At 51.0% G+C, this 24,363-nt stretch carries 22 protein-coding genes; 19 read left to right on the forward strand and 3 right to left on the reverse strand.

Translation table 11 applies throughout. The features are described from left to right. Position 1: 1 nt before the first annotated feature. From viaA to rluF, 18 genes are all read left to right on the forward strand, one after another. Positions 2–1,471 carry an ATPase RavA stimulator ViaA gene (gene viaA / locus GE278_21210; protein ID QLK63114.1) on the forward strand — a complete coding sequence of 490 codons (1,470 nt, stop codon included), beginning with the start codon at positions 2–4 and terminating at the stop codon, positions 1,469–1,471. Positions 1,472–1,491: 20 nt separating this feature from the next. Continuing rightward, complete coding sequence (gene asnC / locus GE278_21215) at positions 1,492–1,953, forward strand: transcriptional regulator AsnC (GenBank protein QLK63115.1); 462 nt, start codon at positions 1,492–1,494, stop codon at positions 1,951–1,953. Between the two features lie 88 nt (positions 1,954–2,041). Beyond that, a complete protein-coding gene (mioC, locus tag GE278_21220; GenBank protein ID QLK63116.1) occupies positions 2,042–2,485 on the forward strand; it encodes an FMN-binding protein MioC in 444 nt (147 codons plus the stop codon). Next, positions 2,482–2,667, forward strand: coding sequence for a hypothetical protein (locus GE278_21225; protein ID QLK63370.1), 186 nt, complete (start codon positions 2,482–2,484; stop codon positions 2,665–2,667). Before mioC ends, GE278_21225 begins: the two co-directional genes overlap by 4 nt. Before the next feature lie 197 nt (positions 2,668–2,864). Then, positions 2,865–4,754: a tRNA uridine-5-carboxymethylaminomethyl(34) synthesis enzyme MnmG gene (gene mnmG / locus GE278_21230; protein QLK63117.1), complete on the forward strand. Its 1,890-nt coding sequence runs from the start codon at positions 2,865–2,867 to the stop codon at positions 4,752–4,754. A 131-nt stretch (positions 4,755–4,885) separates the two neighbouring features. Further along, complete coding sequence (rsmG, locus tag GE278_21235; protein ID QLK63118.1) at positions 4,886–5,506, forward strand: 16S rRNA (guanine(527)-N(7))-methyltransferase RsmG; 621 nt, start codon at positions 4,886–4,888, stop codon at positions 5,504–5,506. 647 nt (positions 5,507–6,153) lie between these two features. Next, complete coding sequence (gene atpI / locus GE278_21240; GenBank protein QLK63119.1) at positions 6,154–6,552, forward strand: F0F1 ATP synthase subunit I; 399 nt, start codon at positions 6,154–6,156, stop codon at positions 6,550–6,552. Between the two features lie 22 nt (positions 6,553–6,574). Further along, a complete protein-coding gene (gene atpB, locus GE278_21245) occupies positions 6,575–7,357 on the forward strand; it encodes a F0F1 ATP synthase subunit A (protein ID QLK63120.1) in 783 nt (260 codons plus the stop codon). 50 nt (positions 7,358–7,407) lie between these two features. Beyond that, positions 7,408–7,647 (forward strand): F0F1 ATP synthase subunit C, encoded by a 240-nt coding sequence (gene atpE / locus GE278_21250; protein ID QLK63121.1) that lies wholly within the window; start codon positions 7,408–7,410, stop codon positions 7,645–7,647. Between the two features lie 65 nt (positions 7,648–7,712). Next, positions 7,713–8,183 carry a F0F1 ATP synthase subunit B gene (gene atpF, locus GE278_21255; GenBank protein QLK63122.1) on the forward strand — a complete coding sequence of 157 codons (471 nt, stop codon included), beginning with the start codon at positions 7,713–7,715 and terminating at the stop codon, positions 8,181–8,183. Positions 8,184–8,197: 14 nt separating this feature from the next. After that, the gene (atpH, locus tag GE278_21260; GenBank protein ID QLK63123.1) at positions 8,198–8,731 is read left to right on the forward strand and encodes a F0F1 ATP synthase subunit delta; all 534 of its coding nucleotides are present in this window, start codon (positions 8,198–8,200) and stop codon (positions 8,729–8,731) included. 12 nt (positions 8,732–8,743) lie between these two features. After that, positions 8,744–10,285: a F0F1 ATP synthase subunit alpha gene (gene atpA / locus GE278_21265; protein ID QLK63124.1), complete on the forward strand. Its 1,542-nt coding sequence runs from the start codon at positions 8,744–8,746 to the stop codon at positions 10,283–10,285. A gap of 71 nt (positions 10,286–10,356) precedes the next feature. Then, on the forward strand, positions 10,357–11,220 hold the full coding sequence (gene atpG, locus GE278_21270) for a F0F1 ATP synthase subunit gamma (protein QLK63125.1): 864 nt from the start codon (positions 10,357–10,359) through the stop codon (positions 11,218–11,220). Between the two features lie 32 nt (positions 11,221–11,252). After that, positions 11,253–12,635 carry a F0F1 ATP synthase subunit beta gene (gene atpD, locus GE278_21275; protein QLK63126.1) on the forward strand — a complete coding sequence of 461 codons (1,383 nt, stop codon included), beginning with the start codon at positions 11,253–11,255 and terminating at the stop codon, positions 12,633–12,635. Positions 12,636–12,668: 33 nt separating this feature from the next. Further along, the gene (gene atpC, locus GE278_21280) at positions 12,669–13,091 is read left to right on the forward strand and encodes a F0F1 ATP synthase subunit epsilon (protein QLK63127.1); all 423 of its coding nucleotides are present in this window, start codon (positions 12,669–12,671) and stop codon (positions 13,089–13,091) included. 271 nt (positions 13,092–13,362) lie between these two features. Beyond that, positions 13,363–14,730, forward strand: a complete 1,368-nt coding sequence (gene glmU, locus GE278_21285) for a bifunctional UDP-N-acetylglucosamine diphosphorylase/glucosamine-1-phosphate N-acetyltransferase GlmU (GenBank protein QLK63128.1) — start codon at positions 13,363–13,365, stop codon at positions 14,728–14,730. 133 nt (positions 14,731–14,863) lie between these two features. After that, on the forward strand, positions 14,864–16,693 hold the full coding sequence (gene glmS / locus GE278_21290) for a glutamine--fructose-6-phosphate transaminase (isomerizing) (GenBank protein QLK63129.1): 1,830 nt from the start codon (positions 14,864–14,866) through the stop codon (positions 16,691–16,693). Positions 16,694–16,792: 99 nt separating this feature from the next. Further along, positions 16,793–17,521 carry a 23S rRNA pseudouridine(2604) synthase RluF gene (gene rluF / locus GE278_21295; protein QLK63130.1) on the forward strand — a complete coding sequence of 243 codons (729 nt, stop codon included), beginning with the start codon at positions 16,793–16,795 and terminating at the stop codon, positions 17,519–17,521. Positions 17,522–17,531: 10 nt separating this feature from the next. Here rluF and GE278_21300 read toward each other — a convergent pair whose 3' ends face one another. The 3 genes from GE278_21300 to GE278_21310 all read right to left on the reverse strand — a co-directional run bounded on the left by GE278_21300 (position 17,532) and on the right by GE278_21310 (position 22,719). Further along, entirely contained in the window at positions 17,532–19,163 is a 1,632-nt protein-coding gene (locus GE278_21300) for an MFS transporter (protein ID QLK63131.1), read from the reverse strand. Positions 19,164–19,270: 107 nt separating this feature from the next. Next, positions 19,271–20,941 (reverse strand): MFS transporter, encoded by a 1,671-nt coding sequence (locus tag GE278_21305; protein QLK63132.1) that lies wholly within the window; start codon positions 20,939–20,941, stop codon positions 19,271–19,273. Between the two features lie 128 nt (positions 20,942–21,069). Then, entirely contained in the window at positions 21,070–22,719 is a 1,650-nt protein-coding gene (locus GE278_21310; GenBank protein QLK63133.1) for an amidohydrolase family protein, read from the reverse strand. Positions 22,720–22,857: 138 nt separating this feature from the next. On the opposite strand from GE278_21310, the gene GE278_21315 reads away from it, so the two are divergent. Continuing rightward, positions 22,858–24,330: an aminotransferase class I/II-fold pyridoxal phosphate-dependent enzyme gene (locus GE278_21315; protein QLK63134.1), complete on the forward strand. Its 1,473-nt coding sequence runs from the start codon at positions 22,858–22,860 to the stop codon at positions 24,328–24,330. Positions 24,331–24,363: the final 33 nt, after the last annotated feature.

The raw sequence follows: 24,363 nt of genomic DNA on the forward strand, positions 1-24,363 counted from the left end.
GATGTTCAGCCTGGAATCTCTGGATCTGCTGCTGGCGATAAGCGAAACCGAGCTGATCGAAGAACTGATCGTCGGACTGCTGGCCGCGCCTGCGCTGGCGGTTTTCTTTGAGAAATTTCCCCGCCTTAAACGTGCGCTGACCAAAGATCTTCCCGAATGGAAGCTGCGTCTGCGTCAGAGGATCCACGAAACGCCGGTACCTCCCGAGCTGGCGAAGGAATTTTACCTTTACCAGCACTGCCAGCAGACCGATATCACCACCTTTCAGACCGGGCTGCCGGCGCTGATCGATGAGCTGTTCAGGCTGAACTCTCCGTTTACCACAGAAGCCCGAACCCTGTTCGAAAACAATGAAGAATCGCGCACAGCACGCACAGGTAACAGCTTTCAAACACTTTTTCTCCAGCGCTGGCGCCTGAACCTGACATTCCAGACGGTGAACGTTCATCACCAGTTACTGGAGCAGGAACAGGAGAAATTGCAGGAGGAGTTGCTTCAACGCCTTGAACTCAGCAGCGAGTTGTCTCCTTTATTAGCAGAGAACGATACCGCGGCGGGACGCCTTTGGGATATGAGTAAAGGAAAGCGTCTGCGCGGGGATATCCAGTCGCTGGCCCGCTTTGGCGCCTTCCTGCAACAGCAGCCTGAGCTGGTTCATCTGGCAGAGCAGTTGGGGCGCAGCCAGACGGTCAAAACCAGCCCGAATGAAGATGCCAAAATGGAAACGCACCGGCTGATGGTCCGCGAACCTGCGACAGTTCCGGAGGAAGTAAACGGCATCCACCAGAGCGACGATATTTTGCGGCTGATGCCGACCGAACTCGGTACGTTGGGTATTCCTGAACTCGAATACGAATTTTACCGCAGATTACTGGAAAAACGGCTGATGACTTACCGCCTGCAGGGCGATGTCTGGCGAGAGAAAGTGGTGAGGCGTCCGGTGGTCTGGCAGCAGCAGGAGCCTCAGCCACGGGGTCCGTTTGTGGTGTGTGTGGATACATCAGGATCTATGGGGGGATTCAATGAACAGTGTGCGAAAGCCTTTTGCCTGGCGCTGCTGAGGATCGCCCTTGCCGATAACCGTCGCTGCTACATCATGTTGTTTGCCAGTGAAGTGATCCATTATGAACTGACGTCCGCCGGTGGACTGGATCAGGCATTGCGTTTTCTCGGGCAGCATTTTCGCGGCGGTACCGATCTGGCGGCCTGTCTGAATGCCACATTAGATAAATTGGCCTCACCGGAATGGCATGACGCCGACGCAGTGGTGATCTCCGATTTCATTGCTCAACGGCTGCCTGATGAGGTACAGAAGAAGGTCAAAATGCTCCAGCGGGAGAAGCAACACCGCTTCCATGCGCTGGCGATGTCACATTACGGCAAGCCCGGGATCCTGCGTATTTTCGATCATATCTGGCGCTTTGATACCGGTGTGAAAAGCCGTGTACAACGACGCTTGCAAAGAAATTAACCTTAAAGAGAAAGAACACCATGTCTGAAATCTATCAGCTCGACGAGTTGGATCGCGGGATCCTTAATGCGTTGATGGACAACGCCAGAACGCCTTACGCCGAACTGGCTAAAGTCTTCACAGTCAGCCCGGGAACCATCCACGTTCGCGTCGAGAAGATGAAGCAGGCGGGCATCATTACCGGCGCCCATATCACCGTGAACCCAAAGCAGCTCGGTTATGACGTCTGCTGCTTTATTGGCATCATACTGAAAAGCGCCAAGGACTATCCGTCAGCGCTTAAAAAGCTGGAAAGCATCGAAGAAGTGGTCGAAGCCTATTACACCACCGGTCATTACAGCATCTTCATTAAGATCATGTGCCGCTCTATTGATTCTCTGCAACACGTACTTATCAACAAAATCCAGACCATTGACGAGATCCAGTCAACAGAGACTCTGATCTCCCTGCAGAACCCCATTACACGCACCATTCAGCCCTGAGCACTAATTTCTATACCCCTATTATCCACAGGTAGATCCCAGCTCATTCACAGCGTACAATGTCTTCCTTTTCTCGGGTGAGAGTTCTATGTCTGACGTAACCCTGATCAGTGGAAGTACGCTTGGCAGCGCAGAATATGTTGCTGAACACGTGGCAGAGAAGCTGGAAGAAGCCGGTTTTTCCACACAGATGTTTCATGGCCCGGAACTGTATGAAGTCCCTTTAGAAGGGATCTGGCTGGTGGTGTGTTCTACACACGGTGCCGGAGAGTTGCCTGATAATCTGCAACCCTTTATGGAACAACTGGAAGATCAGCAACCGGATCTGTCAAAAGTGCGTTTTGGTGCCTTAGGTTTGGGCAGCAGCGAATATGACACCTTCTGTGGGGCGATCAATTCACTGGATCAGAAACTGACGTCATTAGGGGCAAAACGGATCGGCGATCGGCTTGAGATCGACGTGACTCAGCATGAAATTCCTGAGGATCCGGCAGAGGTTTGGGTGATCAACTGGATTAATTTACTCAAATAAGTGTAAATTTCAGGCGATCAGATGTGGATAACTATGCTTTAAAGCAGTGTAAAACCCGTAGTTATCCCTCTAACAACTCCTGTACGCTTTTCAGGCTGTGCATAACTCTCAATTCTGATCCCAGCTTATACTGTCCAGGATCACCGATCATTCACAGCATTCGATCCTTCTTAGCATATTGATCTTCATAAACAAAAATGACTTATGCACAGAGGATCGCGATCCTAATAGAAGTATTAATAAGAGATCTTTAAATAAAAAAGATCTTCTTTTAATTAGGGAAGATCCTCCGGGACTTGTGGAAGATCTAAACTTGAGTAGAATCCCTCCTCCCAACGCCATACAAAGAAAGTTCGCTTGAACGCTGAGGTGCAGTCGCATGTTTTATCCGGATCAATTTGACGTCATTATCATCGGTGGAGGTCATGCAGGTACTGAAGCTGCCATGGCATCTGCACGCATGGGACGTCAGACCTTATTATTAACCCACAATATCGACACGCTGGGACAGATGTCGTGTAACCCGGCGATTGGCGGGATCGGGAAGGGACATCTGGTAAAAGAAGTGGACGCTCTCGGCGGTTTGATGGCCACAGCTATTGACCATGCGGGCATTCAGTTTAGGATACTAAACGCAAGCAAAGGCCCTGCCGTACGGGCAACTCGTGCTCAGGCTGACCGTGTGCTTTACCGTCAGGCCGTTCGCACAGCCTTGGAGAATCAGCCAAACCTGATGATCTTCCAGCAATCAGTCGAAGATCTCATCGTGGAAAACGATCGCGTCGTCGGTGCTGTGACCAAGATGGGGCTGAAATTCCGCGCTAAAACGGTGGTACTGACCGTCGGGACATTCCTGGATGGCAAAATACACATCGGCCTGGAAAACTACAGCGGCGGTCGTGCAGGGGATCCTCCTGCGATCTCCCTTTCACAACGTCTGCGTGAATTACCGTTACGTGTGAACCGTCTTAAAACCGGCACGCCACCCCGTATCGATGCCCGCTCCATTGATTTCAGCGTACTGGCTCAACAGCACGGTGATAACCCGGCCCCGGTATTCTCCTTCATGGGTAATGCGTCGCAACATCCGCGACAAATCCCGTGTTACATGACCTATACCAACGAAAAAACTCATGACGTAATCCGCAACAATCTGGATCGCAGCCCGATGTACGCCGGGATCATCGAAGGGATCGGCCCGCGTTACTGTCCGTCGATCGAAGATAAAGTCATGCGGTTTGCCGATCGTAATTCTCATCAGATCTTCCTTGAACCGGAAGGCCTGACCAGCAACGAAGTCTATCCAAACGGAATTTCAACCAGCCTGCCTTTTGACGTACAGATGCAAATCGTACGTTCCATGCAGGGGATGGAAAACGCAGTGATCGTTCGTCCGGGTTATGCCATCGAATATGATTTCTTTGATCCACGTGATTTGAAAACGACGCTGGAAAGTAAATTTATTGCAGGTCTGTTCTTTGCCGGCCAAATCAACGGCACAACCGGCTATGAAGAAGCCGCTGCACAAGGCCTGCTGGCTGGCATGAACGCCGCACGCAGTGCAACCGACGATGAAGGCTGGGCGCCACGTCGCGATCAGGCTTATCTGGGTGTACTGGTAGACGACTTGTGTACGCTGGGCACCAAAGAACCGTACCGCATGTTTACTTCGCGTGCTGAATACCGTCTGATGCTGCGTGAGGATAACGCCGATTTACGTCTGACGGAAAAAGGGCGTGAATTAGGTCTGGTCGACGATGCCCGCTGGGCTCGTTTCAACCAGAAGCTGGAAATGATCGAGCAGGAACGTCAGCGCCTGCGCGGGATTTGGGTCAATCCTCATCACGCACAGGTCAGCGAAATCAACGCACACCTTTCCGCGCCGCTCTCCAAAGAGGCCAATGCTGAAGAGTTACTACGTCGTCCCGAAATGACGTATGCGCTGATCACCACATTGTCTCCATTTGCGCCGGGTGTGCCAGATATACAGGCCGCAGAACAGGTTGAGATTCAAATCAAGTATGAAGGCTACATTGCACGTCAGCAGGAAGAGATCGACAAACAACTGCGCAATGAAAATACCTTACTGCCAGCAGATCTGGATTACCGTCAGGTGAACAGTCTTTCGAACGAAGTGATCGCCAAGTTAAACGATCATAAGCCGACGTCGATCGGTCAGGCTTCACGGATCTCCGGTATCACACCGGCTGCTATCTCAATTCTGCTGATCTGGCTTAAAAAACAAGGCTTGCTGCGCCGCAGCGCCTGAGACATATCTCTGATGACCGCCCTTTGATCACAAGGCGGCGGTCAATTCTCACTTTTCCCGCCTTTCTGGCTGCTTTATCATTCTCCCACCGGGCTGTTCCCGGAATATCGACTCTGTCAGAGGATTTCACTGTGCAAAAGAAACTGGACTCGCTGCTTGCTGCGGCAGGGATAGCGTTACCCGATCAGCAAAAACACCAACTGATTGCCTATGTTGAACTGCTGCATAAGTGGAACAAAGCCTACAACCTGACATCGGTGCGCGATCCGATGCAAATGCTGGTGCGCCATATTCTGGACAGCATCGTGGTGAATGAGCATTTGCAGGGCAGCCGTTTCATTGATGTGGGTACTGGACCGGGCTTACCTGGCATTCCACTGGCTATCGTCCGCCCTGACTCGCATTTCACGTTGCTGGATAGTCTGGGCAAGCGCGTACGCTTTCTGCGTCAGGTTCAGCATGAGCTGGGACTGCAGAATATCGAGCCTGTTCAGAGCCGAGTTGAAGAGTTTGAGCCTGAGCCACCGTTTGATGGTGTGATTAGCCGTGCGTTCGCCTCGCTACAAGACATGTTGTCCTGGTGCCATCATCTGCCGAAGAAAGGGCAGGGACGCTTCTACGCGCTTAAGGGCGTATGTCCCGAGGATGAGCTGAAGGCGTTACCTGACGGTATCATTCTGGAAAGTGTGGTGAAACTACAGGTTCCGGAACTTGACGGAGAACGTCATCTGATAATTCTTGGTGCAAACTAAAGTTGAGAATTATCAAATAATCCTTAAAAAATATGTGTGTTAACATGGTTAAAATGAGCAGGCTAATTAAATAGCGATAACTTTCGACCAATCACCTCTTTTTTACACACTGTTAGCAATTAGATGACGTTTATTTTTAATCCGCACCGAGATAGTCACTTGTGAAATTTAATCGGCTTCAGACTGCAGATATTCAACTTGTAATGAAAATGTTGATATTTGTTGGTAAATTGTATCACCTGGTGATGTCTATTTTTAAATAAGATGTTTTCCCCACCGTATTTTCTTAATAATATGATTTATATAGTTTTTAAAAGGCCGGTTTAGCTAAAGACATTCGAGACATGCAGGGTATATAAATAGGGTCGCGTTAATTATGTGATCCAGTGCACGATTCTTTGTCAGGTGATGAAATAACCGCAGCAAAGTAAAAAGGGAAAATTCAGCTATAGTTTCGTTATCAAAATAGCGATGAAGAGGAAAATTTAAATAATTGTTCACCTTTTCGCTACTTATCCATTGAATTCGTTCCTGTGCACCGTATAATTTGCTCGGTTTTTGCTGCTTGACTCAAAACAGTAAAGGCAGTGATATACGGCATTCAGCATACCTCCAGCTAGGTACTCGATACGGAGAGAACAAACGTCATGTCTGTATCCGGTATTTTACACAGTACGCATAGTGTGAAGGTTGCCAGAAAGCTGTTACTACTGCAGTTATTGACCTTTGTTCTGCTCAGTGCAGTCTTTGGCTTTAAAAGCCTGGAATGGACCACTTCAGCTCTTATGGGTGGTTTGGCCGCCTGGCTGCCAAATGTACTGTTCATGCTGTTTGCATGGCGCCATCAGGCGCAAACAACGGTCTCTGGACGGGTTGCCTGGTCCTTTGCTATCGGAGAGGCGCTGAAGGTGCTGGTTACGATAATCTTAATGATTATCGCACTTGGCCTGTTTAAGGCGGCGTTCGCTCCGTTGGGGTTGGCCTATTTATCGGTGTTGATGACTCAGATTTTGGCACCGGCCGTCATTAACAGTTACCGTACTTAACTACTAAAGGGTAAGAGGCATCATGTCTGCATCAGGAGAAATCTCTACTCCACAAGAGTATATCGGTCACCATCTGACTCAGCTTCAGATAGGGACGGGATTCTGGTCGATTAACATCGATTCGATGTTTTTCTCCGTGTTCCTCGGAGTACTCTTTCTGGTTATCTTCCATCGCGTCGCTAAAAACGCCACCAGTGGTGTTCCGGGGAAACTGCAAACGGCCATCGAGCTGGTTGTGGGCTTCGTCGATAGCAACGTGCGTGACATGTATCACGGCAAAAGCAAAGTCATAGCGCCTTTGGCTCTGACTGTCTTCGTCTGGGTGTTCATGATGAACATGATGGATTTGCTGCCAATCGATTTGCTGCCGACTATCGGTGAAAAATGGCTTGGTCTGCCTGCTCTGCGTGTTGTACCCACGGCTGACGTGAATATCACGTTGTCCATGGCGCTCGGCGTATTCATTCTGATTCTTTTCTATAGCATTAAGATGAAAGGCATTGGCGGTTTCGTTAAAGAACTGACAATGCAGCCATTCAATCATCCGGTTTTCATTCCGATTAACCTGATTCTTGAGGGTGTCAGCCTGCTGTCTAAACCAGTTTCACTGGGTCTGCGACTGTTTGGCAATATGTATGCGGGTGAGTTGATCTTCATCCTTATTGCTGGCCTGCTGCCGTGGTGGTCACAGTGGATCCTGAGTGTGCCATGGGCCATTTTCCACATCCTGATCATTACGCTGCAAGCTTTTATCTTCATGGTTCTGACGATTGTCTATCTCTCGATGGCATCTGAAAAACACTGATTTTTCTTTCAACACTACTGCGTTTTAACTGAAACAAACTGGAGACTGTCATGGAAAACCTGAGTATGGATCTGCTGTACATGGCTGCCGCTGTGATGATGGGCCTGGCGGCAATCGGTGCTGCAATCGGTATCGGCATCTTGGGTGGTAAATTTTTGGAAGGTGCTGCACGTCAGCCTGACCTGATCCCTCTGTTGCGTACACAGTTCTTTATCGTTATGGGTCTGGTCGATGCAATCCCAATGATTGCTGTTGGTCTGGGTCTGTACGTGATGTTTGCTGTCGCTTAACACTGAGCTTGCTCACGGTTAAACGAACTACATCAAATATTTCACTTTGAAAGAGGCATTGTGCTGTGAATCTTAACGCAACAATCCTCGGCCAGGCTATCGCGTTTGTCCTGTTTGTCCTGTTCTGCATGAAGTACGTATGGCCGCCGATTATGGCAGCCATCGAAAAACGTCAGAAAGAGATTTCTGAAGGTTTATCTTCCGCAGAACGTGCCAAAAAAGAGCTGGACTTAGCGCAAGCCGATGCGACCGACCAACTGAAGAAAGCCAAAGCTGAAGCTCAGGTAATCATCGACCAGGCGAACAAGCGTAAAGCACAGATCGTCGACGAAGCGAAGACCGAAGCCGAGCAGGAACGTAACAAGATCGTAGCGCAAGCTAAGGCAGAGATTGACGCCGAACGCCAACGTGCACGTGAAGAGTTGCGTAAACAGGTCGGGATTTTGGCCATTGCTGGCGCCGAGAAGATCATCGAACGTTCCGTGGATGAAGCTGCTAACAGCGACATCGTTGATAAACTGGTCGCTGAACTGTAAGGAGGGAGGGGCTGATGTCTGAATTTGTAACTGTAGCTCGCCCCTACGCCAAAGCAGCTTTTGACTTTGCCGTTGAGCACCAAAGCTTAGATCGCTGGCAGTCTATGTTAGCGTTCACGGCTGAAGTCACGCGCAATGAAATGATTGAAGAACTGCTTTCCGGTGCAACTGCACCAGAAACGCTCTCTAAGACGTTTATTGCCGTATGTGGTGAACAACTCGACGACGCAGGCCAGAACCTGATTAGGGTAATGGCTGAAAATGGACGTTTACGCGTTCTTCCGGAAGTGTTGCAGCAGTTCATCGAACTGCGCGCCTCACTGGAGGCTAGTGCTGAGGTTGAAGTCACTTCAGCAAGTCCACTGACGGAAGAACAGCAGGCAAAAATTGCTGCTGCTATGGAAAAACGTTTGTCTCGCAAAGTTAAGCTGAATTGCAAAATTGACAAGTCTGTTCTTGCCGGTGTCATTATCCGTGCAGGTGATATGGTGATTGATGGCAGCGTTCGCAGTCGTCTTGAACGCCTGGCAGACGTCTTGCAGTCTTAAGGGGACTGGAGCATGCAACTGAATTCCACCGAAATCAGCGAACTGATAAAGCAGCGCATTGCTCAGTTCAATGTAGTGAGCGAAGCTCACAATGAAGGTACTATCGTTTCCGTCAGTGACGGGATCATCCGCGTGCACGGCTTAGCCGATGTCATGCAAGGGGAAATGATTGCGTTGCCGGGTAACCGTTACGCTATCGCCCTGAACCTGGAGCGCGACTCCGTAGGTGCTGTTGTTATGGGCCCTTACGCTGACCTCGCCGAAGGGATGAAAGTAAAATGTACTGGCCGTATCCTGGAAGTCCCAGTTGGCCGTGGCCTGTTAGGTCGCGTTGTTAACACCCTGGGTGCGCCAATCGACGGTAAAGGTCCGGTAGAGCATGACGGCTTCTCAGCTGTCGAAGCAATCGCACCTGGCGTTATCGAACGTCAATCCGTAGACCAGCCTGTGCAGACAGGTTACAAATCCGTTGATGCCATGATCCCAATCGGTCGTGGTCAGCGTGAACTGGTCATCGGTGACCGTCAAACCGGTAAAACTGCTCTGGCGATCGATGCGATCATCAACCAGCGCGATTCCGGCATCAAATGTATCTATGTGGCTATCGGCCAGAAAGCGTCCACCATTTCTAACGTGGTTCGTAAACTGGAAGAGCACGGCGCACTGGAAAACACCATCGTTGTTGTTGCGACTGCATCAGAATCTGCTGCACTGCAATACCTGGCACCGTACTCCGGCTGCGCGATGGGTGAATACTTCCGTGACCGCGGTGAAGACGCACTGATCGTTTATGATGACCTGTCTAAACAGGCTGTTGCTTACCGTCAGATTTCCCTGCTGCTTCGTCGTCCACCAGGTCGTGAAGCTTACCCAGGCGACGTTTTCTATCTCCACTCCCGTCTGCTTGAACGTGCTGCGCGTGTAAACGCCGAGTACGTTGAAGCATTCACTAAGGGTGAAGTGAAAGGCAAAACGGGTTCCCTGACTGCGCTTCCGATCATCGAAACGCAAGCGGGCGACGTTTCCGCGTTTGTTCCGACCAACGTAATCTCGATTACTGATGGTCAGATCTTCCTGGAATCTAACCTGTTTAACGCCGGTATTCGTCCTGCGGTTAACCCGGGTATCTCGGTATCCCGTGTTGGTGGTGCTGCTCAGACCAAGATCATGAAAAAACTGTCCGGTGGTATTCGTACCGCGCTGGCACAGTATCGTGAACTGGCTGCGTTCTCCCAGTTCGCTTCCGATCTGGATGAGGCAACCCGTAAACAGCTGAACCACGGTCAGAAAGTGACTGAGCTGCTGAAACAGAAACAATACGCTCCGATGTCAATTGTGGCGCAGTCTCTGATCATCTTCGCAGCAGAACGTGGTTATCTGGAAGACGTTGAGTTGTCCAAAGTCGGTAGCTTCGAAGCGGCACTGTTGGCGTTTGCCGACCGTGAACACGGCGAGCTTCTGCAGCAAATCAACCAAACTGGTGCGTATAACGATGAGATCGAGGGTAAATTCAAAAATATCCTCGATACCTTCAAAGCAACCCAGTCCTGGTAACACTAAGCGGCCTTGCTGTCCTGCTTTTGGCAGATAAGCAGCGGGCCGTTTGGTCATGAGGAGAAGCAGAGATGGCCGGCGGAAAAGAGATACGTAGTAAGATCAGCAGCGTGCAAAACACGCAAAAGATCACTAAAGCGATGGAAATGGTCGCCGCCTCCAAAATGCGTAAAACGCAGGAACGTATGGCGGCCAGCCGTCCTTATGCAGAAACCATTCGTGAAGTGATTGGTCACCTTGCGTTAGGTAATCTGGAATATAAGCACCCTTACCTGGATGAGCGTGACATTAAGCGCGTCGGGTATCTGGTGGTGTCTACCGACCGTGGTCTTTGTGGTGGTCTGAACATTAACTTGTTCAAAAGACTGCTGGCAGAGATGAAAGGCTGGTCCGAAAAGGGTGTTGAAGTTGATCTCGCACTGATCGGTTCCAAAGCGGCCTCTTTCTTCGGCTCCGTGGGTGGCAACGTTGTTGCTCAAGTCACTGGCATGGGAGATAACCCTTCTCTGTCAGAACTGATCGGACCGGTGAAAGTGATGTTGCAGGCTTTCGACGAAGGTCGTTTAGACAAGTTATGCGTTGTTAGCAATAAATTCGTCAATACCATGTCTCAGGAACCACGCATCGTGCAGCTGTTGCCTCTGCCTCCGGCAGAAGACGGCGCGCTGGCGAAGAAATCCTGGGATTACCTGTATGAGCCGGACCCTAAAGCGCTGCTGGATACTCTCCTGCGTCGTTATGTGGAATCTCAGGTTTATCAGGGCGTCGTAGAAAACCTGGCCAGCGAACAGGCCGCGCGAATGGTAGCGATGAAAGCCGCAACCGATAACGGCGGCAGCCTGATCAAAGAGCTGCAGTTGGTATACAACAAAGCTCGTCAGGCCAGCATCACTCAGGAACTCACCGAGATCGTCGGGGGAGCCTCCGCGGTTTAAGCTAGGTTTACGAATTACGTAGAGGATTCAAGATGGCTACTGGAAAGATTATCCAGGTAATCGGCGCCGTGGTGGACGTCGAGTTCCCTCAGGATGCAGTACCGAACGTGTACAATGCTCTTGAGGTAGAAAACGGTACCTCCAAACTGGTGCTGGAAGTACAGCAACAGTTAGGTGGCGGCGTTGTTCGTTGTATCGCAATGGGTACATCAGATGGCCTGCGTCGCAATCTGAAAGTGAACAACCTGGAACACCCAATTGAAGTTCCGGTTGGTGTAGCGACTCTGGGTCGCATCATGAACGTATTGGGTGAACCAATCGACATGAAAGGTGAAATCGGCGAAGAAGAACGTCGTTCAATTCACCGCCCTGCTCCTTCTTACGAAGAGCTGGCGAACTCCCAGGAATTGCTGGAAACCGGTATCAAAGTTATGGACCTGATGTGCCCGTTCGCTAAGGGCGGTAAAGTCGGTCTGTTCGGTGGTGCGGGTGTAGGTAAAACTGTAAACATGATGGAGCTGATCCGTAACATCGCGATCGAACACTCCGGTTATTCTGTGTTTGCGGGCGTGGGTGAACGTACTCGTGAGGGTAACGACTTCTACCACGAAATGACCGACTCCAACGTTATCGACAAAGTTTCCCTGGTCTATGGCCAGATGAATGAGCCACCAGGCAACCGTCTGCGTGTAGCACTGACCGGCCTGACCATGGCGGAGAAATTCCGTGATGAAGGTCGTGACGTCCTGCTGTTCATCGATAACATTTACCGTTATACCCTGGCCGGTACCGAAGTGTCTGCACTTCTGGGTCGTATGCCTTCTGCGGTAGGTTATCAGCCAACGCTGGCGGAAGAGATGGGCGTTCTGCAAGAACGTATCACCTCGACCAAAAGTGGTTCTATCACCTCCGTACAGGCCGTTTACGTCCCTGCGGATGACTTGACTGACCCATCTCCAGCCACCACCTTCGCTCACTTAGATGCGACCGTGGTACTGAGCCGTCAGATCGCGTCACTGGGTATCTACCCGGCGGTTGACCCACTGGATTCCACCAGCCGTCAGCTGGATCCACTGGTTGTTGGTCAGGAACACTATGATGTGGCTCGTGGCGTGCAGTCTATTCTGCAACGTTACCAGGAACTGAAAGACATCATCGCGATCCTGGGTATGGACGAGTTGTCAGAAGATGACAAACTGGTTGTATCCCGTGCGCGTAAGATTCAGCGTTTCCTGTCCCAGCCATTCTTCGTGGCCGAAGTCTTCACCGGTTCTCCGGGCAAGTTCGTTTCGCTGAAAGATACCATTCGTGGTTTCAAAGGCATTATGGACGGCGACTACGATCACCTGCCGGAACAAGCGTTCTACATGGTTGGCACCATTGAAGAAGCAGTGGAAAAAGCCAAGAAACTGTAACGCTAGTTTGTTGTGGTATTGAGAGAGGATGACATGGCTGAAAAAGCTTACCATCTGGATGTAGTCAGTGCGGAAAAGAGAATGTTTTCCGGCATGGTACAAAAGATCCAGGTGACGGGTAGCGAAGGCGAACTGGGTATTTTCCCGGGGCATGCTCCGCTGCTCACCGCCATCAAGCCTGGCATGGTGCGCATTGTTAAAGAACACGGGGAAGAAGAGTATATCTATCTTTCCGGCGGCATCCTTGAGGTGCAGCCGAATGCAACAACCGTGTTGGCTGATACTGCAATCCGTGGGCAAGACCTCGACGAAGCGCGCGCGCTTGAAGCTAAGCGCAAAGCGGAAGAACATATTAATAGTTCTCACGGCGACGTTGACTACGCTCAGGCGTCAGCAGAACTGGCCAAGGCGATCGCGAAACTTCGCGTTATCGAACTGACCAGGAAAGCGATGTAACAACATCAGTGTAAAAGGCGACCTTCGGGTCGCTTTTTTTTTACCTTTAAATAAGACACTTTTCAGCGTTTATCCGAAGGCGTAATTTCGCTTTTAATGGAATACTTGCGAGATAAGTGGACGTTTTACCCTCAGATTTTTTGCTGTAGTCTATGCAGTGCTCAACCCTTACAGGCTGCGGCCTGTAGGTGGTTTTTGAAGCGAAATATGTAGTAATCCGGACACTGAACGGGTTACTTTTGTCACTCAAATTGGATTTGTCAGGTTACCTATGTCGAACAGCACACTGAGTGTGGTGATCCTTGCCGCGGGCAAGGGAACACGCATGTACTCCAATCTTCCTAAAGTTCTTCATTCACTGGCGGGTAAGCCAATGGTGCAACACGTCATTGATGCCGCCACGCAAGTGGGTGCGAAGAACGTGCACCTGGTTTATGGCCACGGTGGGGACTTGCTGAAGAAAAATCTGGCGGGCAGTGATCTGAACTGGGTATTACAGGCAGAGCAACTGGGTACCGGCCATGCTATGCAGCAGGCTGCGCCTTTCTTCGCTGATGATGAAGATGTGCTGATGCTGTACGGAGACGTTCCGTTGATCTCCGTCGATACGCTGGAAAAGCTGCTGAAAGCCAAACCGGAAGGTGGCATCGGATTATTGACTGTCGTGCTAGACGACCCTACCGGCTATGGCCGCATCGTACGCGAAAATGGCGCGGTCACCGGTATTATCGAACAAAAAGATGCCAGCGAAGAACAACTTAAAATTCAGGAAATTAACACCGGCATTCTGGTCGCCAACGGTGCTTCCTTCAAACGCTGGCTGAGTAAACTGAATAACAACAACGCGCAGGGTGAATACTACATCACCGATATCATTGCGATGGCGCATGCCGAAGGGCACCAGATTGCCACCGTGCATCCGGCGCGTAACAGTGAAGTGGATGGCGTGAACAATCGCCTGCAACTTTCCCGCCTTGAGCGTGTGTATCAGAGCGAACAGGCAGAACGCCTGCTGCTGGAAGGTGTGATGCTGATGGACCCGGCGCGCTTTGATCTCCGCGGCGAACTGTCTCACGGCATTGACGTGATGATCGACTCTAATGTGATTATCGAAGGCCAGGTCAAACTGGGCGATCGCGTGAAAATCGGTGCGGGTTGTGTGCTGAAAAACTGTGTGATTGGCGATAACTGTGAAATCAGTCCTTACAGCGTCTTCGAAGATGCTGTGCTTGAAAGTGGTTGTACGGTCGGGCCATTCGCCCGTCTTCGCCCTGGCGCTGAGCTGGCCGAAGGCGCGCACGTAGGCAACTTCGTCGAAATTAAAAAATCCCGTCTGGGTAAAGGCTCCAAAGCGGGTCACCTTTCTTATCTCGGTGACGCTGAGATTGGTGACAATGTGAATATCGGCGCGGGCACCATCACCTGTAACTATGATGGCGTGAACAAAAGTAAAACGATTATCGGCAACGACGTGTTTGTCGGCTCCGATACTCAGCTGATTGCGCCGGTTACCGTCGGCAACAATGTGACCATCGCGGCGGGCACCACCGTCACGCGCGATGTTCCTGACAACGGTTTACTGTTAAGCCGGGTGCCTCAGGTGCATAAACCTGACTGGCAAAAACCGGTGAAGAAATAATAAGCATTACATAATAATCCCCAACTTCTACAAGGCTCGGGGAACCGTAAGTACACCGGAAAACGGGGCTCGCGGATAAATCAGGTCAGGCATCAAAAAAGGTCCCGAAAGACCTTCAATAGGAATAAAACTGATGTGTGGAATTGTAGGCGCAGTAGCGCAACGCGATATTGCTGAAATTCTGTTAGAAGGTTTACGCCGTCTTGAATACCGCGGTTATGACTCAGCCGGTCTGGCTGTGATTGATGCGCAAGGGAAAATGGGGCGTTTGCGTCGTTTGGGCAAAGTCCAGATGCTGGCTGACGCGCTGGATCAACATCCACTGCACGGCGGTACCGGTATTGCGCACACCCGCTGGGCAACTCACGGTGAACCTTCTGAAGCGAATGCCCACCCGCATGTGTCCGATTATATCGCGGTGGTGCATAACGGCATCATTGAAAACCACGAACCTCTGCGTGAACTATTGATCGAACGCGGCTATCGTTTTGATTCTGAAACGGATACCGAAGTGATCGCGCATCTGGTGCATTGGGAACAACTTCAGGGCGGCACGCTGCTGGAAGTGGTTCAGCGTGTTATCCCGCAACTGCGTGGTGCATACGGTACCGTCGTGATGGACAGCCGTGATCCGTCCGTTCTGGTCGCCGCCCGTTCCGGCAGCCCGCTGGTTATCGGTCGTGGCGTGGGTGAAAACTTCATTGCTTCTGACCAACTGGCGTTGTTGCCAGTCACCCGCCGCTTCCTGTTCCTGGAAGAAGGCGATGTAGCGGAAGTGAAACGTCGCTCGGTCAGCGTGTATGACAAAAACGGTCATGCGGTTGAGCGTGAAGAAATCGAATCCAAAGTGCAGTACGACGCGGGTGATAAAGGCGTTTACCGTCACTACATGCAAAAAGAGATCTACGAACAGCCTCTGGCGATCAAAAACACCCTGGAAGGCCGTTTCAGCCACGGTGAAGTGAATCTGAGCGAACTGGGCGAAAAGGCTGATGATATTTTGTCACGCGTTCAGCATATCCAGATCATAGCCTGCGGTACGTCGTATAACTCCGGTATGGTCGCGCGTTACTGGTTTGAATCACTGGCCGGTATGCCTTGTGATGTGGAAATTGCTTCTGAATTCCGTTATCGCAAATCCGCCGTACGTCCTGGCAGCCTGATCATCACGCTGTCCCAGTCCGGCGAAACTGCTGATACGCTGGCCGCGCTGCGTCTGTCCAAAGAGCTGGGATATCTCGGTTCTCTGGCCGTGTGTAACGTTGCCGGTTCTTCTCTGGTGCGTGAGTCCGATCTGGCGCTGATGACCAAAGCGGGCACTGAAATCGGCGTGGCATCAACGAAAGCGTTTACCACTCAGCTTACCGTTCTGTTGATGCTGGTGGCACGTATGGGCCGTCTGAAAGGTGTAGCGCCGCAGGTTGAGCACGACATCGTTCATGCGCTTCAAGCCTTGCCTGCGCGTATCGAACAGATGCTGTCGCTGGATAAAACTATCGAGGCTCTGGCAGAAGGTTTCTCTGACAAGCATCACGCTCTGTTCCTCGGTCGCGGTGATCAATACCCGATTGCGATGGAAGGTGCGCTGAAGCTCAAAGAGATCTCTTATATTCATGCCGAAGCCTATGCAGCAGGCGAGCTGAAACACGGCCCGCTGGCGCTGATTGATGCCGATATGCCGGTGATCGTAATTGCGCCAAATAACGAACTGCTGGAAAAGCTGAAGTCGAACATCGAAGAAGTGCGCGCCCGTGGCGGCCTGCTGTATGTCTTCGCCGATCAGAATGCCGGTTTTACCGACAGCGATGGTATGAAGATCATTCAGTTGCCACACGTTGAAGAAATCGTCGCACCGATTTTCTACACCGTTCCGCTCCAGTTGCTGTCCTATTATGTCGCCCTTATTAAAGGCACTGACGTAGATCAGCCGCGTAACCTGGCGAAGTCTGTGACAGTAGAATGAGTCATTAAGATTTCTGCTTCCGAGCGCCCCACGTGGGCGCTTTTTTATTTCTGCGGCGCAACAAGGTATAGTCCGCCTTTTACAGAGGTTCTCTGCGCAATGCCTGTCCCTTCTTCCATACGGATTAATAAATATATCAGCGACAGCGGCATGTGTTCGCGGCGTGATGCTGATCGTTATGTCGAGAACGGGCAGGTATTGATTAACGATACTCAGGCCGGATTTGGCGCAAAGGTCTTTGCCGGCGATGTAGTGACCGTGGATGGTCAGTTGGTTGGGTTGCGTGATGAAGACGGTCTGGTGTTGCTCGCGCTGAATAAACCGGTGGGTATTATTACCTCGATGGATGAAAGTCTGGTCGATAATATCGCTACGCTCATCCATCACAGCAAGCGCATCTTCCCAATCGGACGTCTTGATAAAGACTCGCAGGGACTGATTTTATTGACCAATCACGGCGACGTAGTGAACAAAATTTTGCGCGCCGGTAACGATCATGAAAAAGAGTACGTAGTGACCGTCAATAAGCCAGTGACCGATGCGTTTATTGTTGGCCTGAGCGAGGGCGTTCCGATACTTGGCACCGTAACCAAAGCCTGCAAAGTAGTGAAAGAGTCGGAATATGTCTTTCGAATCACCCTGGTGCAAGGGCTTAATCGCCAGATCCGCCGTATGTCGAAGTATTTTGGTTATGAAGTAACCCGCCTTGAACGTGTGCGGATCATGAATATTCATCTGGATAAGCTGCCGTTGGGTGAGTCGCGGGAACTGACCCGTGATGAACTGACCGTATTATTTAAACAGCTTGAAGGTTCAGTATCTGAATAGTAACCAGTAGTTAACTATTTCGTGCCCTTCCACCTTTCAGATCAGAACCTTCCAGCGTCACCGGAATTTTCCCTGTTCCCATCAGAAAAAGCAGCGTCATTATCGTCATCGAAAACAGCCCCGCGCGGGTAACCCTTGCCCGGGAACGCTGATAAATCGACGTCAGTGCGACGAGATCCTGTGGATTAGCACCCTCTTTTACCATCATCAACTCAAAGCCTGCATCGCTGAGATAAGGAATAACCGTTAAATTTTTTACCGTCTGAAAAGTTTGCGGACTCATTGTTGAAACTTCGGCTGTAAATTTCTTCATGCTGAATGTCATGGCTGTCAGCATCACCATACTGACTAACGCGACGCCCAATGCCTGCCCGACGTCTCTTGCGGCGGCTTGTATTCCGCCTGATTGTTGCGCATCGCGTTCTGGCAAGGCGCTGGTGATTAAAAAGGGCGCATTAGCCGCGACCGTTCCCATGCTGGCCCCGATTAAACACAATCCCAGAGTGATGATCGTAATATCGAAACTCACTCCTTCTATCCCAAATGCAGTGAGCGCTGATCCTATCATTCCGAGAAATAAACCGACTCTGCATTGGCGCTGTGGATTTCGTTTCAGGAAAATTAAGGGGAGTCCCATCGATGAGACGGCCAGGCAAAGCGCAAAGGGAATGATGAGTAAACCGGTATGAACGGCATTTAGTCCGGTGACCACTTGTACAAAGCTTACTACCACAAATATCCCTGAGCTGTAGGCGAAGAAAATGTACATAGTCAGATATAAACCCGCCCGGACCTGTGGCGTGCGTAAAAAAGACTGCGGGATCATGGCACAGCCTGAAGACATTTCGCGTAATTTTTCCCAGCGTAGCATCAACATGAGTATTAGCAGGCCAGCTGCGACCAATACCAACGCCGGGCTGAAGCCGAAAAGGGTAAAAGGTGGTCTGAACGGAGTGAATAGTCCCCAGGTTGATATTTGCAAAATGCCAAACACGACTAAAAACAGGCCGAGTGTTGAGAGAATAAAACCCGCAAAATCAAAGTTAACGCGTCTTTCAGGCTTTGCCGGGGAGGGTACCCTGCCTGAGCAAACCAGTATTATAATCGCCAGCCCGGCCAGAACGCCAAAAGCCCAGCGCCAGCCCAGTGTATCGAGCAGCAAACCGCACAACACCGGGCCCATTGCAAAAGAGAAACCGCTGGCGGCGCCGAGCGCGCCAAAGGCAATTGCTTGCTCACGCCCCTGAAAGCTGCCAGTAATAATGCCAAACACCGCCGGTATCATCAGACTCCCGCCAATCCCGGCCAGGATCCTTGCTGCCCAGATAAATACGGTGATCGACGGCGAGAAGACCGCGATAATTTCAGCCAGAAAATAGAGAATGCAGCCGGTACGAAAAGTTTTACGCCAGCCGATAATCAGCCCGAGCATTCCTCCAGCAATCATAAAAGTACCTGCGACCAGCGGATACATGGTGTTAGCGGTGCTGATTTGAGACATCGAAGCGCCGAGATCGCGTATCAGTGCGCTGGTGGCGATACTCAGCGTAACGTTATCTGCTGATGCCAGAAACTGAGCGAGGCACAGAACCAAAAGGGGCAAGCCAATGGCCTGTCTGTTAAGGCTTTTTTTCTCAGTCATAATATTTTCCTGATGATTTCAGCTACGCAAAAGCGCGCACCCTGCAAAAGGGCGCGCGCTAAAAATATCGGAATAATAATTAATCGGTTATTACCCGAAATATAATGTTAATTTTTCTTCTTGCGTTCGTCGGAGTCTTTATCTGACTGCGCACCTTTGGTTTTTGTAGGCAGGTTTCTTGTCCCAAACAGGAACAGAACTGTCATCAGCGCGGTAGCAATCATCCCGGCGCGCGTCGCATTAAGCCTTGAGGTTTGATACACCTGCGTCAGGGCTGGCACGTCTTTTTGAACGATGCCGTGTTCGAGCATCAGGGTCGAGAATCCTGTATCACTCAGGTAGGGGATCACTGTCATTTCAGACACTTTGGTCTGAGTATCGGGACTTAACGCCGGATCGCTACGCGCAGCGCCCTGAACACCCATTGTTACCGCCGTCAGCATCACCATACCGCATACAGCAACGCCAATTGCCTGACCGACATTGCGTGATGTGGCCTGTACGCCACCCGATTGTTGTGCATCCCTTGAGGGTAATCCGCTGGTTACAATATAGCTGGAATAGGCGGAAACGATACCCATACTCACGCCGATCAAACACATACCGACAGGCACGATCGCAGAGAAGCTGGAAGGGCCGAAACCGAATATACACAGTACTGAGCCGAGTGTGCCTATCAATAACGCTGACTGACACATACGTTTCGGATTAGCATTTTTCCAAACTACGGGCAGCCCCAGCGAGAAGATCACCACGCCTAAAGCGAAAGGTAAAATCATCAGGCCAGTCTGAATACCATTTAATCCAGCCACAACTTGTACAAAACTCACCGTCACAAAAATACCTGAGCCATAAGCCAGGAAGATAAATGCTGTCAGATATAAGCCGTTACGTACCTGTGGCGTAGAGAGGAAGGACATCGGGATCAACGCGCTGCCGACTGAAGCTTCACGATGACGTTCCCATTTCAGCATCAGCGCCAGAACCACTAAACCAAATAGCACCAGGAAAGGTGCCGGGCTTAAACCAAACACAGTGAAAGGTGCAGCGAACGGCGTGAGCAAACCCCAACTGGAAACCTTCAAAAAACCCAGAATGACGCTAAACAGACCGATGACAGTCAGCAGAACGCCTGGTAAGTCGAAACGCACTTTGCGTTCTGGTTTCGCAGGTGTCGGGATGATGAAGGATCCGACGAAAATCACCACGCACAGGCAGGCGATTGCCGCAAAAGCATAGCGCCAGCCAAACTGGTCGACCAGCGTGCCGCAGATAAGTGGCCCGGCGGCGAAAGATACTCCGCTGGCAGCGCCGATAGCACCAAATGCCACGGCCTGATCGCGGCCTTTAAAGTTACTGGCAATCAAACCCAGAACTGACGGGATCATAAAGCTACCGCCGATACCGGAAAGCAGACGGGCACCGTAGGTGAAGATTTGCATATTGGGGGAAAAGAATGCGGTCAGTTCGGCGCAGAATAGTAGCGCACAACCAATGCGGAAGGTTTTCTTCCAACCAATGATCAGCCCGACCATACCCGCTGCAACCATCAGAGAGCCCGCAGCGAGAGAATACATAGCGTTAGCAATGCTGATTAAATCCATGGATGCGTGCAGGTCTTTAACCAGTGCACCAGTGGCAATACTCAGTGTCGCGTTATCACCTGATGTAGAAAGCTGGGCCAGACAAAGTACCAGCAGTGGGATCCATTTTGCCCATCCTGATACCGAAACGGCGGGGGATGATGCACCAGAAGGCAGGGTGGCATGAGTTGCCATATAAATTACCTCAACAAAGTTTGTAGAAAATGAGCAGCAGAAAACCCTCCGGTTTAAGTTCACCGGATAAGAATCCTGTTTAGAAAGGGATAATCCCTGATCTGAACGAGCAGGGATTGGGTATCAGGTTACCGGGACAGCGGCTGTACCTTTCCGCCAAGAACCGTTCCCCACACCGGAATATCTTTCAGGTGCATGGGTTCAACGGTTAGCGGGTTTTCTTCCAGAATAGTGAAGTCGGCCAGTTTTCCGCACTCAATGCTGCCAATCAGATGATCGAGCTTCATGGTGTATGCCGCGCCGACGGTCATGGCATGCAAGGCCTCTGCTACGCTGATCTTTTCATGTTCGCCAAGTACACGGCCTAAAGCTGTCACACGGTTTACTGCGCACCAGCCGGTGAACAGTGGGTTAATGGGTGTTATGCCGCAGTCGCTGTGGAAAGCGAAAGGAATTCCATGACGAACGGCACTGCCGCAGGCATTCATACGGTTGGCGCGTTCCGGTCCCATCGTTTTGCTGTAATGCTGATCGCCCCAGTAGTAGATGTGGTTACTGAAGAAGTTAACGCACATACCAAGCGTTTTAATGCGCTTGAATTGATCTTCGCGCAGCATTTGCGCATGTTGCATGCCTGCACGGTGATTTACTGCCGGAATGCGGTTCAGGGTTTTCTCTACCGCCTGGATAAAAGCTTCTGAAGCTTCATCGCCGTTACAATGGCAATGAACCTGATAACCGCGCTTCATGATTTCATACACTTGGGTATCAATTTCAGCTGGCGTGGCATTCCAGGCGCCATTATGGCCTGTTTTGAAATAACCCGGCGCCAGCATCCGGCCGGATCCTCCCTGAATCGAACCGTCGAGGAAAATTTTCATCGGGCCGAACATCATCTTATCGTGGCCGTGTTTCATCACATCTGCAGCAAACTCTACCGCTTCAATAAAAGGTTTTTTCACAAACGGAGGGCCGTAAGCCACCAGCAGCCGGATTGGAAACTCTTCGGCACGCGTCGTACGAATATAGTTAGCCGCCAGCTCTGGATTATCAAAGTCGGTTAAACCCATATCGGCCGCTGAGGTGCAACCTGCACGAAAAGCTTCCTGGCCAAAATTGCGAATGGCCTGCTCGGTAGTTAATGCGTCCCAGAAACCATATTTCTGCAATACCGGCCCCATAGCGGCGAATTCCACCAGCTCGCCGTGCAGTGAGCCGTCTTCGTTTTTAACGACGCCTTCAATCTTGCTGTCGGCAAAAATGCCGCAATCGTTAAGCGCTGCCGTGTTGGCACCCATCAGGTGAATGCTCATGTGGATAACCGCCACCGGACGGGTGGTTGAAACGCGGTCCAGATGCTGACGACCCAGTTTCTCGCTACCGAAATAGATAGGGTCAACGCCCCAGGCAATCAGTGGTGCATGCGGATCAGTCATGGTTTTTTCGACTTTCTGCAACGCTTCCACGACTTCATCGAATGAACGGCAACCTTTCCAGACTTTGCCGGTATAGTCGGGGCGGTCATAAAAACCGACGTAGGGGAACTGCCACATACCGCCGCCGGTAGCATGTGAGTGAGCTTCGATAAGCCCCGGAATGATGATTTTTTCGGCAAATGTGTCATCAACTACACAGTCGCCCCATTCTTTAAGCTCATCCAGTGAACCCACACCCAGGATCCGTCCGTCTTTGACTGCCACATGACTGGCTACCGGTTGGGAAGGACACATGGTGATGATTTTTTTGGCGGAGTAAATCACAGTATTTGGAGCAGACATAAATAATCCTCGCAGAGATTGAGTCCCTGTGGTTTCGCAAAACATGCACATCCATAGGGGCTGACATTATGGGGCTATGCTATTCCTGATATTGGATGTATAAAAGAGCCAAAACCACCCTCTATAAAGGTGCCAATTTTGCCTTCAAAGCTGCCTTTTGAACTCACAGGTCTTAGTCTTAAGCCTGGACGCAAGCTTTCCGCTCAGCTCTATGATGCGTTGCGTGAACTGATTATAGGGAATCCTCAGAGTAGCGGAGCTAAGCTTCCGGCCAGCCGCGAGCTGGCGGAGCTGCTGGATATTTCCCGTAACACGGTGGTTAACGTCTATGAACGCCTGTTCGCTGAAGGTTTTATAGAAACGCGGGTGGGTGATGGCACCTACGTCGCGCAATTGCACTCGCCGCCGAAAGCCCCGCAGCCCGGCGATACCATGGTGGCTGAACCGCAGCTACATATTGGTTGCCGCCTGCCTATGGCGTCGTTGTTCAACCAGCACCGCATCCACGAAGGCGTGCCCAAAGCGTTTCGCATCGGTATGCCGGCAATAGACCTTTTTCCTTTTGATATCTGGAGCCGGTTACAAACCCGTTTCTGGCGCAGCGAACCGCTCTCGCATATGGGTTACGGGCATCCGGCAGGCGAGCCGCAGTTGCGGGAGTTGATTGCGCAATATTTGCGACATGCCCGTGGTTTAAAGTGTGATCCCTCACAAATCGTCATTACGCTGGGCGCACAACAGGCGATTATGATCTGCTCGGCACTATTGTTACGTCCCGAAGATGAAGTCGTCATTGAAAACCCTTGCTACTGGGCTGCTGCCGGGGCGTTCTCCTGCCTGGGTGTCAAAATGCATGGGATTGGCGTCGATGATGAGGGGCTACTGACCGGGCAGTTACAACATATCCCTAAAGCGCGTATGGCCTATGTCAGCCCGTCTTGCCAGTATCCGACGGGGGCGACGCTCTCTATGGCACGCCGGATGGAGATTCTGCAATGGGCAGAACAGAACAAAGCCTGGATTATTGAAGATGATTACGATGGAGAATACCGTTACAGCGGCACGCCTCTTACTCCACTGGCGGCCATCGATCAGAGTAACAGGGTGCTGTATATCGGTTCTTTTTCTAAGGTAATGTATCCGGGGTTGCGTTTAGGTTATCTGGTGGCCCCGAAGCAGCTGGTGGAACAATTTTTGCTGGTGCGCACGATGGCCAGCCGTCAGCCGCCGATGAATGACCAGATGGCGATGGCACTTTTCCTTAGCGAAGGGCATTTCCAACAGCACAGCCGTCGTATGCGGCGCGCAGCACTGGCCCGGCGTGATGCCCTGCTCGACGCCTGGAACCAGCATCTCAGCCACATTGGTCACATGCCGCAGGTCTCCTCCGGTCTGCATGTCACCATTCGTTTAGCGAATCTTGAAACAGAACAGCGTTTAATTGCACAAGCCCTGTCTGTGGGGATTGAAATCACACCACTTAGCGCTTCGTGGCTGCCGGATAGCTCAGAGGAACAAACAGGTCGCTATGGGTTGGTGCTGGGTTTTGCTTGTGTAAAAGTCCCCGATATTGTGCTGGCCGTCGAAGCCCTAAAGCGCGCCTGGGATTAGCGGCTGTCTAAATTGCGACCTCTGTCATAAAAT

Source organism: Enterobacteriaceae bacterium Kacie_13 (assembly GCA_013457415.1).
Classification (GTDB): domain Bacteria; phylum Pseudomonadota; class Gammaproteobacteria; order Enterobacterales; family Enterobacteriaceae; genus Rahnella.

Bases quoted from the DNA above. Each gene is read 5' to 3' on its own strand.
- viaA (QLK63114.1), top strand. From the start codon at position 2: ATGTTCAGCCTGGAATCTCTGGATCTGCTGCTGGCGATAAGCGAAACC.
- asnC (QLK63115.1), top strand. From the start codon at position 1,492: ATGTCTGAAATCTATCAGCTCGACGAGTTGGATCGCGGGATCCTTAAT.
- mioC (QLK63116.1), top strand. From the start codon at position 2,042: ATGTCTGACGTAACCCTGATCAGTGGAAGTACGCTTGGCAGCGCAGAA.
- mnmG (QLK63117.1), top strand. From the start codon at position 2,865: ATGTTTTATCCGGATCAATTTGACGTCATTATCATCGGTGGAGGTCAT.
- atpI (QLK63119.1), top strand. From the start codon at position 6,154: ATGTCTGTATCCGGTATTTTACACAGTACGCATAGTGTGAAGGTTGCC.
- atpB (QLK63120.1), top strand. From the start codon at position 6,575: ATGTCTGCATCAGGAGAAATCTCTACTCCACAAGAGTATATCGGTCAC.
- atpE (QLK63121.1), top strand. From the start codon at position 7,408: ATGGAAAACCTGAGTATGGATCTGCTGTACATGGCTGCCGCTGTGATG.
- atpH (QLK63123.1), top strand. From the start codon at position 8,198: ATGTCTGAATTTGTAACTGTAGCTCGCCCCTACGCCAAAGCAGCTTTT.
- atpA (QLK63124.1), top strand. From the start codon at position 8,744: ATGCAACTGAATTCCACCGAAATCAGCGAACTGATAAAGCAGCGCATT.
- atpG (QLK63125.1), top strand. From the start codon at position 10,357: ATGGCCGGCGGAAAAGAGATACGTAGTAAGATCAGCAGCGTGCAAAAC.
- atpD (QLK63126.1), top strand. From the start codon at position 11,253: ATGGCTACTGGAAAGATTATCCAGGTAATCGGCGCCGTGGTGGACGTC.
- atpC (QLK63127.1), top strand. From the start codon at position 12,669: ATGGCTGAAAAAGCTTACCATCTGGATGTAGTCAGTGCGGAAAAGAGA.
- glmU (QLK63128.1), top strand. From the start codon at position 13,363: ATGTCGAACAGCACACTGAGTGTGGTGATCCTTGCCGCGGGCAAGGGA.
- glmS (QLK63129.1), top strand. From the start codon at position 14,864: ATGTGTGGAATTGTAGGCGCAGTAGCGCAACGCGATATTGCTGAAATT.
- rluF (QLK63130.1), top strand. From the start codon at position 16,793: ATGCCTGTCCCTTCTTCCATACGGATTAATAAATATATCAGCGACAGC.
- GE278_21300 (QLK63131.1), bottom strand. From the start codon at position 19,163: ATGACTGAGAAAAAAAGCCTTAACAGACAGGCCATTGGCTTGCCCCTT.
- GE278_21305 (QLK63132.1), bottom strand. From the start codon at position 20,941: ATGGCAACTCATGCCACCCTGCCTTCTGGTGCATCATCCCCCGCCGTT.
- GE278_21310 (QLK63133.1), bottom strand. From the start codon at position 22,719: ATGTCTGCTCCAAATACTGTGATTTACTCCGCCAAAAAAATCATCACC.